General features: G+C 73.9%; 7 protein-coding genes. 1 reads left to right on the top strand and 6 read right to left on the bottom strand.

All coding sequences use genetic code 11. The annotated features are described in order from the left end of the window. Window positions 1-126 precede the first annotated feature (126 nt). The 3 genes from EES41_RS26890 to EES41_RS26880 all read right to left on the bottom strand — a co-directional run bounded on the left by EES41_RS26890 (window position 127) and on the right by EES41_RS26880 (window position 4,959). On the bottom strand, window positions 127-765 hold the full coding sequence (locus EES41_RS26890) for a GNAT family N-acetyltransferase (protein WP_123080650.1): 639 nt from the start codon (window positions 763-765) through the stop codon (window positions 127-129). Between the two features lie 31 nt (window positions 766-796). Next, a complete protein-coding gene (locus EES41_RS26885; RefSeq protein WP_254211576.1) occupies window positions 797-2,611 on the bottom strand; it encodes an IucA/IucC family siderophore biosynthesis protein in 1,815 nt (604 codons plus the stop codon). Window positions 2,612-3,600: 989 nt separating this feature from the next. Next, a complete protein-coding gene (locus tag EES41_RS26880; RefSeq protein WP_254211575.1) occupies window positions 3,601-4,959 on the bottom strand; it encodes a diaminobutyrate--2-oxoglutarate transaminase family protein in 1,359 nt (452 codons plus the stop codon). A 273-nt stretch (window positions 4,960-5,232) separates the two neighbouring features. Between EES41_RS26880 and EES41_RS26875 the strand changes: the two genes are divergently transcribed. Then, on the top strand, window positions 5,233-6,411 hold the full coding sequence (locus tag EES41_RS26875) for a serine protease (protein WP_123080648.1): 1,179 nt from the start codon (window positions 5,233-5,235) through the stop codon (window positions 6,409-6,411). A gap of 114 nt (window positions 6,412-6,525) precedes the next feature. On the opposite strand, the gene hflX is transcribed toward EES41_RS26875, so the two are convergent. The 3 genes from hflX to EES41_RS26860 form a co-directional block, all read right to left on the bottom strand. Then, entirely contained in the window at window positions 6,526-8,040 is a 1,515-nt protein-coding gene (gene hflX, locus EES41_RS26870; protein WP_123080647.1) for a GTPase HflX, read from the bottom strand. A gap of 261 nt (window positions 8,041-8,301) precedes the next feature. Beyond that, window positions 8,302-9,747 carry a M1 family metallopeptidase gene (locus EES41_RS26865; RefSeq protein ID WP_123080646.1) on the bottom strand — a complete coding sequence of 482 codons (1,446 nt, stop codon included), beginning with the start codon at window positions 9,745-9,747 and terminating at the stop codon, window positions 8,302-8,304. A 182-nt stretch (window positions 9,748-9,929) separates the two neighbouring features. Then, window positions 9,930-12,074, bottom strand: a complete 2,145-nt coding sequence (locus EES41_RS26860) for a bifunctional (p)ppGpp synthetase/guanosine-3',5'-bis(diphosphate) 3'-pyrophosphohydrolase (RefSeq protein WP_123080645.1) — start codon at window positions 12,072-12,074, stop codon at window positions 9,930-9,932. Between the last annotated feature and the right edge of the window lie 49 nt (window positions 12,075-12,123).

The following is a 12,123-nucleotide window of genomic DNA, read 5'->3' as shown; positions in this document are numbered from 1 at the left end:
GAGGATCGGGAACCTTGCTTCGTCACGCAGAGTTATCAAGTGGAGAGGCATGAAGTAGAACGCGGAAAGCGGCAGGCAGGAGGCGGGAGGCGGGTTGGAGCCGATGCGGGACTGCGGGGGCGGCACTCAGAGGAGATTGCGCAGCGCCCGTTCCCGGATCATCAGCGCGGCGCGCTTCTCGGGGAGGTCGATTTCCGCGGGAGAACGGAAGCCAGAGTTCAGGAAGGCTGTCACGGAGGGGGTGTTGCGGATGTCCGGTTCGGCGATGACGCGGGTGCAGCGCGGCCGGTTGTCGAAGACCAGGTCGGCTACGGCGCGCAGCAGTGCGGTGCCCAGACCCCGGCCGCGGTTCGTGCCGTCTCCGATAAGCAGATGGATACCCGTGTCGTGGGGGCGCGCCGGGTAGTGGCGGGACAGCGGGTCGAGGTCGGCCCGGTAGATCTCCCAGTAGCTCATCGGCGTGCCGTCGAGGAGACCGAGGCAGGGGATGCTGCGGCCGTCGCCGTCGAGCTGCGCCCGCAGGTGGGCGGCGGTGACGGCGGCCGGGCCGCCGAGTTCCCAGTAGGCGGCCACCTCGGGGTCGTTCATCCAGCGGGTGAGGAGTTCCAGGTCGCGTTCGAGCCGTACGGGTTCGAGGCGGAAGGCTCCCGCCGCGGTGGTGGCGGTCCCCCAGGCGGCCGGGGAGTCCAGCAGGTCGGCCTCGGCGAGCTGGGGCAGCAGCTGCGCGTTGAGGCGAAGTTCGATGGTTTGGTCGGTGGAGGGCATCGGCGCTCTTCTCCGCGTCGGTGGTGACGCGTCAATCGTGAAGGGGGTTGGCGATGGTGACGTACACGGACTGGGTGTCGACGGGGCCGACCAGCTCGTCGAGGCCGCCCAGGCGGGTGAGCAGGTTCGCCTTGCAGCGCAGGGTGGGCGAGTCCAGCAGTTGCGCGGGGAGCGGGCCGAGGCCTGCGGCCTTGCCGAGGAAGCGGCGGAAGGCGGCGAGGAGCACGCGCTCGTCGGCGAGCCGCGCGGATCCGAAGGCCCCGATGAGACCGAGCACGTTGTTGATGCCGAGGTAGTACGCGAAGCGTTCGTCGGTGACGGCGTCGGAGACGAAGGTGTCGCTGGCGGCGCCGATGCCGGGGAGCCGGTGCTCCAGTTCCGCGCGGCGGGAGGCGCGGAAGTAGTAGCCCTGGTTGTCGCGGTAGCGGCCGCCGAGGGGCCAGCCGGCGGGGTCGAGGATCACCAGGGTGTTCTGCTGGTGCGCTTCGAGGGCCACGCCGGCGAGCGCGTCGAACGCCAGCACCGGCAGGACGACGTGGTCGAGGTAGCGCAGGAACCACTCGGCGGAGACGGCCGAAGTGGAGCGGCCGGTGGCGCCGGCGAGGCGGGAGACGATCTCGGCGAGCCGGGAGCGCATCGCGATCCGGCCGGGCCACGGGCGGGGTGCGGTGAGCGCGGCGACGCAGAGGGCGTCGTCGCCGGAGCGGAAGGGGTTGTGGCGGAGCAGGACGTCGAGTCCTTGGACGGGGGTGCCGTCCGGGGCGTCGACGGCGACCCAGGCGGGGTCGCGGACGATGTCGAAGCCGGGGTGGGCCGCCTGCCACTGCTCGGCGAGGCCGGTGCGGAGCAACCGGTGCACCTCGACACCGCGGTGGAGTTCCTTGCGGAGGTTCTCGCGGCGGGAGTTGGTGATGCGCAGGCCCAGGGAGAGCTTGAGCATCGCGGGGGCGCCGGGGCGGTGGACGGTGCGGATGGAGGAGGTGGGGTGCCAGGGCTCGCCGTGCGGGCCGAGGTCGGTGAGGAGTCCCGCGTCGCGCAGAGCGGTGACGGCGGGGCGCCGGAGCAGGTCGCGGGCCTGCCAGGGGTGGAGGGGAAGGGGGGTGGCGCCGTCGGGGAGCGTGAGTCCGGGGGCGAGCCGGCCGAGGAGCTGCGCGGCGGGGACGGGGCGGCCGCGTTCGGTCCAGGCGGAGTCGGTGGCGAGGGCGGCGGGTGCGACCGCCAGCCAGTGGAGGGGGAAGGAGCCGTGGAGTTCGGGTGAGTACGGGCGCACCTCGGCTTCGGAGAGGCCTTCGCGGCTCTTCGGGGTGGGGTGCAGGGGGTGACCGAGAAGGAGCGACTGTTCGGAGGTGAGGAAGAGGTCCCCGGCCACGGGGGCGGGAGGGGCGGGGTGTTCGCGCCGGTCGGCGATGAACTCGGCGGTGCGGTGCACCGAGTCGGCGACCCGGCCGACGAGGTCGGCACCGCCGCGGCCGGCGGGGTTGCCCTCGCGGGCGATCAGGGCGGCGAGGGTGACGGCGTCCAGGGCGGGGGCGTGGGCGGGTGCGGCCTCGAACCGGGGCGGGGAGAACCGGTGCCAGCCGGCCGGGGACCAGTAGCGGACGGCGACGAGCAGGGCGGCGCCGGAGGCGGGGAGGGGGATGCGGAGCAGGGTTCCGACGGGCCCGTCGGGACGCCCGATACCGGTCTCGCGGACCCAGCACCGCAGCAGGTTCTCCACCGCCGCGGCCTCGGCGGCGACGGCCGGGTCGGGGTGGTCCAGGAGGTCGGGCAACGCGGCCGGTTCGGGGCCGAGGGGTCCGGCCCCGCCCACCCGGGCTCTCCCCGTGCCGTCCTTCTGCCGGGGCACACTGGCCGCCCCCGCGTCGCTCCGCGGGGCGGGGGTCAGAGGCGGGCCGGGCGTGCCCGAACCCGGAACGGCAGCCGCCCCGGAGCCGCCATACACGGACGCCCCCGCCTCGGCGGCACCGGACCAACCTTCCGGCAACCCCGAGGCGGGGAAGCCGGCCGGCCCGAACTGCGGCGCAGGCACGCCGGAGACCGTCCAGCCCTCGGCGTCCCGGGCCGGGGGCAGGCTCGACGCGTCCGACGCCGGGCCCGGCGTGCCGGGTGCCTCTGGGGCTGCACCCGGGAGGTGCGGCTGGCCGGGGCGCGGAGCCGTCCCCGCGCCCAGGGCGGACTCCGGGATCGGGGGCCGTACGTCCTCCCTGCCCTGGAGGGCGGCGTCGGCGCCCGCCTCCGGCGTGTCCGGCCGCGCGCCCGGTGACACCTGAGCGGCCGACCCCGGGGTCCCTGCCCCTGCCCCCGGCGCCGTGCCCGGGTGCGCGGGCCGCGCGGACTCCGCACCCGGGGCGCAGGGGCGGGCGTCCCCGGCGGGCAAGTGTGCGCCCGGGGAGACGAGGGCGGTCGGCCCGTGGACCGCTGCCTCCGTCGGCGTGCCCGCGTCCGCAGCCAGGTGCGCGGGCCGTGCGGCCTCCATGCCCCGAGCAGAAAGGCCGGAGTCACCGGCGGCCGAGCTCGCGCCCGGCGCGGCCTGAGCGACCGGGCCGGGGGCTGCCGCCCCCGTAGGCGTGCCCGGGTCCGTGCCCTGAGCCCCGGCGGGCAAGCGCGCGTCCAGCGAGGGCTGGGCGGACGGCTCGGGGGCCGCAGCCGCAGCCGGGGCTGGGGTCGCGGTGAGGTGCGCGGCCGGGGCCGGGGTGTGCGGGGGGCGGTCGGGCACGGGGGGCTGGGCGGGCGGCTCGGGGGCCGTGGCAGCCGTTGGCGGGGCCGGGTGCGTGGGGTTGGGGGTTGGGGTGGGTGGGGAGGGGGTGTCGGGCATCGGGGTCCTTCGGGTGCGGGTCAGTGGGGGCGGCGGCCGGCTGCGGGGATGGCGTCGGCGAGGCGGTCGAGGACGGCGGTGGCCTGTTCGTCCGTCACGGTCAGCGGGGGCAGCAGGCGGACGACGCTGGAGTGGCGGCCGCCGAGTTCCACGATCAGGCCGCGGTCCAGGCACTCCCGCCGGACGGCGGCCGCGAGGCCCGGGGCGGCGGCGCCGGTGTCGGGGTCGATGAGCTCGACGCCGATCATCAGGCCCCGGCCCCGGACGTCCCCGACGCACGGATGGGCCGGGATCAGCCCGCGCAGGGCCGCGAGCATCCGGTCGCCCAGGGTTGCCGCGCGCTCGGCGAGGCCGTTCTCGCGGACGTACGCCAGCGTCGCGGTGCCCGCCGCCATGGCCAGCTGGTTGCCCCGGAAGGTGCCGGCGTGGGCACCGGGGGCCCATACGTCCAGCTCCGCCCGGTACACGATCACCGCCAGCGGCAGGCTGCCGCCGATCGCCTTGGACAGGACCATCACATCGGGCACCACCCCGGCGTGGTCGACGCCCCAGAAGGCGCCGGTGCGGCCGACCCCCGTCTGCACCTCGTCCGCGATCAGCGGGATCCCCCGCGCCGCGGTGATCTCCCGCATCCGGCGCAGCCACGCGTCCGGGGAGGGGATGACCCCGCCCTCGCCCTGCACCGGCTCGACGATCATCGCGGCGGGCGACGGCACTCCGCCCTTGGGGTCGTCCAGCAGGCTCTCCGTCCACCGGGCCGCGAGCCGCGCGCCCTCGGCCCCGCCGACACCGAAGGGGCAGCGGTAGTCCTGCGGGTACGGAAGCCGCGTCACGCGTACCTCGGGAGCGCCCCCGGAGGCGTCCAGCGCCCCGGCGGTCATGCCGTGGTAGGCCCCGGTGAAGGCGAGCAGCCCGGAGCGCCCGGTGGCGGTGCGCACGAGTTTCAGCGCGGCCTCGACGGCGTCGGTCCCGGCCGGCCCGCAGAACTGGATGCGGGCGTCGGCGGCCAGCCCGGCCGGCAGGTTCGCGAACAGCTCGCTGGTGAAGGCGTCCTTGACCGGGGTCGCGAGGTCCAGCACGTGCAGCGGGGCTCCGGAGTCGAGCACGCCCCGGATCGCTTCGAGCACCACCGGGTGGTTGTGTCCCAGCGCGAGGGTTCCGGCGCCCGAGAGGCAGTCCAGGTAGCGGCGCCCGTCGGCGCCCTCGATCGTCAGGCCCCGGGCCCGTACCGGAACGATCGGCAGGGAGCGCGCGTACGTCCGGGCGGCGGATTCCCGCTGCGCCTGCCGGCCCAGGATCCCTTCCGCGGCGGCCGCGGAGCCCCTGCTCCCCTGTGTCACAACGGTCGCCGCGGCTGCGGCCTGTTCGGTCAGAGCCACGAGTGTCGGACCTCCCGCACGGAATTCGCTGCCGACTTCTCTTCCGGATTGCGCCTCGAACATGAACGCTGCCGCCCTTTCCCCCGTATGTAGCAACGACGGGGAAGGCAACGGATCACGGGTGGACCCAAGATCCTTGCTCTCCGTGTCGGCACCGGACACCCGTCCGGCAGGAACCGCGCCCCGGTCTGTGCCGTCCCCAACGGCATCGGCATAGTGGGGTGCTGCGCTCCACTGCAACGAACGCCTCGACCCACCAGGGGGACTTACGACATGCGACCGAACCGACCGGTCACAGCGGCCCTTTGCGCGGCCGCTCTCGCGCTGACCGCCGCGGCCTGCGGCCCGGGCGACGGGGAGGCCGGCGGCGACGCCAAGCCGACCGTGGCGGCGAGCCTTCCGTCCGGAGCCGACGGGATCAAGATCCCGGACGAGCTCAAGGACAAGCTCAAGGAGCACGGCTTCGACCTGGAGAAGTGGAGGGGCGGTGCGTGGAAGAACTGGAACCAGGACGACTGGCTCCGCGAGGCGGGTGACTACGTCAACCCGATCATCGAGGACCTGTGGGACCCGGACCGGATGCGTGGCGCCGAGGAACCGAAGGGCCCGTCCGTGGACCCGGACGCCGGCAAGGACCAGGGCGTGACGGACCCGACGCCGGCCGCGGTGGCGGCCAGGCCCGCGCCCGCCCCGTACCACGCGAACGTTCCGGAGTCCGGCAAGGTCTTCTTCGACGGCCCCGAGGGCTCGATGGTCTGCTCGGCCACCGTAGTCAAGGACCCCGCGCACCCGGGCAAGTCCAACATGGTCTGGACGGCGGGCCACTGCGTGCACTCGGGCAAGTCCGGCGGCTGGTACCGCAACATCGCCTTCGTCCCGTCCTACAACAACGCAGGCAAGCCGGCGACCGCGCTCAAGGGCGCGCCCCGCGAGCAGGTGGCCCCGTTCGGCGTGTGGTGGAGCGACTGGGCGCAGACCTCGGACCAGTGGATCGCGACGGGCGGTCCCACCGGTGGCGCGGGCGCCCCGTACGACTTCGCGATGCTGCACGTGACCCCGGAGAAGGGTTCGGGCAAGTCCCTGGAGGAGACGGTCGGCTCGGCGCTTCCGGTGGAGTTCAACGCTCCGGCCGTGCCGAAGATCGCGAACATGACGGCGACGGGCTACCCGGCGGCGGCCCCGTTCGACGGTCAGAAGGCCTACCAGTGCACGGACCGGCCGGGCCGGCTGTCGCTGGTCGCGGCCGACCCCGTGATGTACCGCATAGGTTGCACGATGACCGGCGGCTCCTCCGGCGGCGGCTGGGTCGCGGCGGGCAGCAACGGCAAGCCGGCGCTGGTGTCGAACACCTCGATCGGTCCCACCAAGGCGGGCTGGCTGGCCGGCCCGAAGCTGGGTCCGGAGGCCAAGAAGCTCTTCGAGGGCGTCAGCGGCAAGTTCCGCGGCCAGTAGGCGACACACGCGGGCCGGCCCGCAGGCCCGCTGCACGACTGAGGGCCCCCGCGATCGCGGGGGCCCTCAGTCATACGACGTGCCGCAGCGGGGCGAACGAGCCCCGCCGCCGTGCTAGTGCTTCGCGGGTACGTACGGAGCCAGGTCCGCCGCGAGTTCCGGGTGGACCCGCGCCTTGAGCAGGGTGCCCTCCGGGGTGTGCTCCTCGGAGATGACCTCGCCCTCGGCGTGCGCCCGGGCGATCAGCGAGCCGCGGGTGTACGGCACCAGGGCCTCCACCTCGACCTCGGGCCGCGGCAGCTCGGTGTCGATCAGTTCGAGCAGCTCCGCGATGCCCATGCCGGTGCGGGCCGAGACGGCGATGGAGTGCCGCTCGATGCGCAGCAGCCGCTGCAGGACCAGCGGGTCCGCCGCGTCCGCCTTGTTGATCACCACGATCTCGGGCACGTTGACCGCGCCGACCTCGCGGATGACCTCGCGGACCGCCGCCAGCTGCTCCTCCGGGGCCGGGTGCGAGCCGTCCACGATGTGCAGGATGAGGTCGGAGTCGCCGACCTCCTCCATCGTGGAGCGGAACGCCTCGACCAGGTGGTGGGGCAGGTGCCGGACGAAGCCGACGGTGTCGGCCAGGGTGTAGATCCGGCCGCTCGGCGTCTCGGCCCGGCGCACGGTCGGGTCGAGGGTGGCGAACAGCGCGTTCTCCACCAGTACGCCCGCGCCCGTGAGGCGGTTGAGCAGCGAGGACTTGCCGGCGTTGGTGTAGCCGGCGATGGCGACCGAGGGCACCTTGTTGCGGCGTCGTTCCTGCCGCTTGATCTCGCGGCCGGTCTTCATCTCCGCGATCTCCCGGCGCATCTTCGCCATCTTCTCGCGGATCCGGCGCCGGTCCGTCTCGATCTTGGTCTCACCGGGGCCTCGGGTGGCCATGCCGCCACCGCCGCCGCCACCCATCTGGCGGGACAGCGACTGACCCCAGCCGCGCAGGCGCGGCAGCATGTACTGCATCTGCGCGAGCGCGACCTGTGCCTTGCCCTCTCGGGACTTGGCGTGCTGGGCGAAGATGTCGAGGATCAGGGCGGTCCGGTCGACGACCTTGACCTTGACGACGTCTTCGAGGGCGATGAGCTGGCCGGGGCTGAGCTCACCGTCGCAGACGACGGTGTCCGCGCCGCTCTCCAGCACGATGTCACGCAGCTCGCGGGCCTTGCCGGAGCCGATGAAGGTGGCCGGGTCGGGCTTGTCGCGGCGCTGGATCACACCGTCGAGGACGAGGGCACCGGCGGTTTCGGCGAGGGCGGCGAGCTCCGCGAGGGAGTTCTCCGCGTCGTTCACGGTGCCGGAGGTCCAGACGCCGACGAGCACCACTCGTTCCAGTCGCAGCTGGCGGTACTCGACCTCGGTGACGTCTTCGAGTTCGGTCGAGAGGCCGACGACGCGGCGCAGGGCCGCGCGCTCGGAGCGCTCGAACTGGTCGCCGTCCCGGTCTCCGTCGATCGCGTGGCTCCAGGCGACGTCCTCTTCCATCAGGGCGTCGGCCCGAAGGCTCTCGGTGAAGCTCTGCGGGTCCGACGCGTCGCGTGCCTCGCGTGCGTCCCGCGCGTCCTGGGAAGGGGATGAAGAGGAGGTCATTGGATCCTTACGTCGATTTCGGTTGCGTCCGCGCCGGCCGGGCCGGGCGGAGCCCGGGCGGGACCCGAGCCAAGGCCAAAGCTACTGCCGCGCGTGACCTAACACTGTCACGTCCAACGTGTGACATCGCCGGGAGATTCCCCCCGGGAGCCCCGCGGCGCGGCCCTGTCGATGGTGACATGCCCGTTCCCCGGGGGTCACACCCTTTTCCGGCGCCCCCGATCCCGCCGGCCCCGGCCCCGGCCCGCCGCGCGCCGCGCGTTACGCGCCCTTCGCCCCGCTCCACTCCGGGTGGCCCGGCATCGGCGGGGTGGTGCTCCCGTACAGCCAGGGCTTCAGGAACTCCCCGAGGTCGCGCCCCGCCTCCCGCGAAGCCAGCCGTACGAAGTCCTCCGTACCCGCGACCGCGTCCCGGTGCTCGCCCACCCAGCTCCGCTCCACCCGGTCGAACGCCTCGGCCCCGATCTCCTGCCGCAGTGCGTACAGGATCAGCGCCGCCCCGTCGTAGACCGCCGGCCGGAACAGTCCGATCTTCTGCCCGGGGGCGGCGGGCTTGGGCGCGGCCGGGGGCCCGCCCGCCGCGCGCCACTGGTCGGAGCGCTGGTACGCCTCGCGCATGCGCCGCTCCAGGGAGTACTTGCCCAGCCCGTCCGCGTACAGGGCCTCGTACCAGGTGGCATGCCCCTCGTTCAGCCACAGGTCGGACCAGGCCCGGGGCGTGACGCTGTCGCCGAACCACTGGTGGGCGAGCTCGTGGACCATGACGGACTCCACGTACCACTCCGGATAGCCCTCCTCCGTGAACAGTCCGTGCTCGAAGAGGGAGAGGGTCTGCGTCTCCAGCTCGAAGCCGGTCTTCGCCCGGGCGATCAGCACCCCGTAGTTCTCGAAGGGGTACCGGCCGACCCGCCGCTCCATCCACTCGATGTGCGCCGGGGTCTTCTTCAGCCAGCGCTCCAGCTTCTGCCGGTCGGCGGCCGGCACCACGTCGCGCAGCGGCAGCCCGTGCGGTCCGGTGCCGCTCACCACGGCCGAGTCGCCGACGGAGACCTGCGCCAGCTCGGTCGCCATCGGGTGCACGGTCCGGTACGTCCAGGTCGTGGCTGCCGCCGCGCGGCGGGCGGGGAGGGCGCCCGGCACCCCGTTGGCGACGGCCGTGAGCCCGGCGGGGGCGGTGATCCGGAAGGTGAAGTACGCCTTGTCGGAGGGGTGGTCGTTGCAGGGGAACACCCGGTGCGCGGCGTCCGCCTGGTTGGCCATGGCCAGGCCGTCGTCGGTGACCACCCAGCCGCCGTCGCTGCGGCCCCGCGGATCGCTCGTGTGCCGGATCACGATGTGCAGCGGCATGTGCGACGCCACCGGCCGGGCCGGCGTCAGTACGAGGTCCTCCGCAACGCTCTCGAACCCCGCGGGCTCCCCGTTGACCTCGGCCGACGCGACCGTCCCGTTCGTGAAGTCCAGGTTGATCCGCTCCAGCGGCTCCTGGGCGCGGGCGTCGATGACGGTGACGGCGTCGAGCGGGCTCAGGTTGTCCTTGTACGTGAAGGAGAGGTCGTACGCGAGCACGTCGTACCCGGGGTTCCCGAGCTCCGGGAACAGCGGGTCGCCGATGCCGAGCGCCTTCGGCGGGGGCAGCACCGCGGCGACGAGGGTGAGGGAGGCCGCGGCGAGCAGGGCGGCGCGCAGGCGTGGGGAGGTGAGCTGCATCCACCACGGGTTACCAGCGCCCGTGGCGCGGCCGCACACGACGCGCGACGAGTCCACCCGAACGGGATCCTCCGGCAGGGCCGCGGGCCCGACAGCGCGCGTGGAAGGGCCTTGCCCGGCGCCACGGCTCCCCACCGCGCGGCGGCCCCCCACCACCCCCCGTCACCCCCGTCGCGGCGCCCTCAGGCGCGGCTCACGTCGTAGACCCCCGGGACGTCCCGCATGGCCCGCATCAGCGCCGGCAGGCCGGTCGCGTCGGGCAGCTGGAGCGTGTAGGAGTGCCGGACCCGCTGCTCGACCGGCGGTTCGACGGTCGCGGAGACGACCTCGACGCCCTCACGGGCGATCGCCTCGGTCAGGTCGGCCAACAGGTGCGGGCGGCCGAACGATTCGGCAAGCAGCGTGACCCGGCAGTCGGCGGTGGCCCGCCAGTGCACGGCGACGGAGGTGCGGCCCAGCGAGCGCATCTGCGCCACGGCCGCGCACTGCACCCGGTGCACGGTGACGGCCCCGCCCCGTACGACGAATCCCGCGACCGCGTCCGGCGGCACCGGGGTGCAGCAGCCCGCCAGCCGTACGGTCGCGTCCGGCAGGTCGGCGACCGCGTTGCCGCCGCCGCCGCGGGCCCCGACGACCGACAGCGGCGCCCGCGCGGCCGTGGTGGTGGCGGCGGCACCGTCCGGGTGGGCCTTGAGCCAGCTGCTGATGGCGATCCGGGCGGCCGGGGTGTGCGCGTGCTCCAGCCAGTCGGCGGACGGCCCGGAGGACGCGTCGTGGGCGAGCAGCAGCTGCACGGTGTCCCCGTCGGAGAGCCGGGAGGTCAGGGAGGTGAGGCGCCCGTTGACCCGGGCGCCGATACAGCCGTGGGCCGCCTCGCCGTACTGCGCGTAGGCGGCGTCGATACAGCTGGCCCCGCCCGGCAGGCTGATCGTGGCGGGGGCCCCGCCGTCCGCCCGGAACACGGTGATCTCCCGGTCCTGGGCCAGCTCGGCGCGCAGCACGCTCCAGAAGGTGTCGGGGTCGGGCGCGGACTGCTGCCAGTCGAGCAGGCGCGAGAGCCAGCCGGGCCGCGTGGGGTCCACCCGCTCCTCGTACGGGTCCGCGCAGGCCTCGGCGGACCCGGCCGTGGCGCCCGACGCGGCGGCGGCCGCGGTCGCGGCGGCGGTGGCGGCCGCCGTGGCGTACGGATTGCCGAGCGCGACGACCCCGGCCTCCGCGACCCGGTGCATCTGCCGGGTCCGGACGATGACCTCGGCCACGTGCCCGTCGGAGGTGGCGAAGGCGGTGTGCAGCGACTGGTAGAGGTTGAACTTCGGGACGGCGATGAAGTCCTTGAACTCCGAGACCACCGGGGTGAAGCAGGTGTGCAGCTCCCCCAGTACGCCGTAGCAGTCGGCGTTCTCGCCGACCAGGATCAGCAGCCGGCCGAAGTCGGAGCCGCGCAGCTCCCCGCGCTTGCGGGAGATCCGGTGGACGGAGACGAAGTGCCGGGGGCGTACGAGGACTTCGGCGTGGATGCCTGCCTCGCGCAGGACGACCCGGACGGACTCCGCGATGGCGGGCAGCGGGTCGCGCTCGCCGGCGTGGGCGGCGATCAGCGCGCGGGTGTGCTCGTACTCCTCGGGGTGCAGGATCGCGAAGACGAGGTCTTCCAGCTCGGTCTTGAGCGCCTGGACGCCGAGGCGTTCGGCGAGCGGGATGAGGACGTCGCGGGTGACCTTGGCGATGCGCGCCTGTTTGTCGGGGCGCATGACGCCGAGGGTGCGCATGTTGTGGAGGCGGTCGGCGAGCTTGATGGACATGACGCGGACGTCGTTGCCGGTGGCGACGAGCATCTTGCGGAAGGTCTCGGGCTCGGCGGCGGCGCCGTAGTCGATCTTCTCTACCTTGGTGACGCCGTCGACGATGAAGCAGACCTCGTCGCCGAACTCCTCGCGGACCTGATCGAGGGTCACCTCGGTGTCCTCGACCGTGTCGTGGAGCAGAGAGGCCGTCAGGGTCGTTGTCTCGGCGCCGAGTTCGGCCAGGATCAGGGTCACGGCGAGCGGATGTGTGATGTACGGCTCACCACTTTTTCGCATCTGGCCGCGGTGGGAGGACTCCGCGAGCACGTACGCGCGCCTCAGGATGGACAGGTCGGCGTCCGGGTGGTGGGCGCGGTGCGCCTCCGCGACGTGCCCGATGGCATCGGGCAGCCGGTCGCGGGATGTCGGCCCGAGCAGGGCCGCGCGCCCGAGTCGTCGCAGATCAAGCCTGGTGCGGCCACGTCTGCGGAGCTCGGGGCGTGCTTCGGAACGTGCTTCGGGGTTCGTGGCCTCTGCACTCATGGGCACCTCCGGCGGCTTCGACCGGCGGTGGCGGGCATGGGGTGCGCCC

The sequence above is a fragment of the Streptomyces sp. ADI95-16 genome, assembly GCF_003721495.1.
Taxonomy (GTDB): Bacteria; Actinomycetota; Actinomycetes; order Streptomycetales; family Streptomycetaceae; genus Streptomyces; species Streptomyces goshikiensis.
This window is presented reverse-complemented; position numbering and strand designations above follow the sequence as displayed.

Coding starts and splice junctions, on each gene's coding strand:
- EES41_RS26875 (WP_123080648.1), top strand. CDS start 5,233: ATGCGACCGAACCGACCGGTCACAGCGGCCCTTTGCGCGGCCGCTCTC.
- EES41_RS26890 (WP_123080650.1), bottom strand. CDS start 765: ATGCCCTCCACCGACCAAACCATCGAACTTCGCCTCAACGCGCAGCTG.
- hflX (WP_123080647.1), bottom strand. CDS start 8,040: ATGACCTCCTCTTCATCCCCTTCCCAGGACGCGCGGGACGCACGCGAG.
- EES41_RS26860 (WP_123080645.1), bottom strand. CDS start 12,074: ATGAGTGCAGAGGCCACGAACCCCGAAGCACGTTCCGAAGCACGCCCC.
- EES41_RS26865 (WP_123080646.1), bottom strand. CDS start 9,747: ATGCAGCTCACCTCCCCACGCCTGCGCGCCGCCCTGCTCGCCGCGGCC.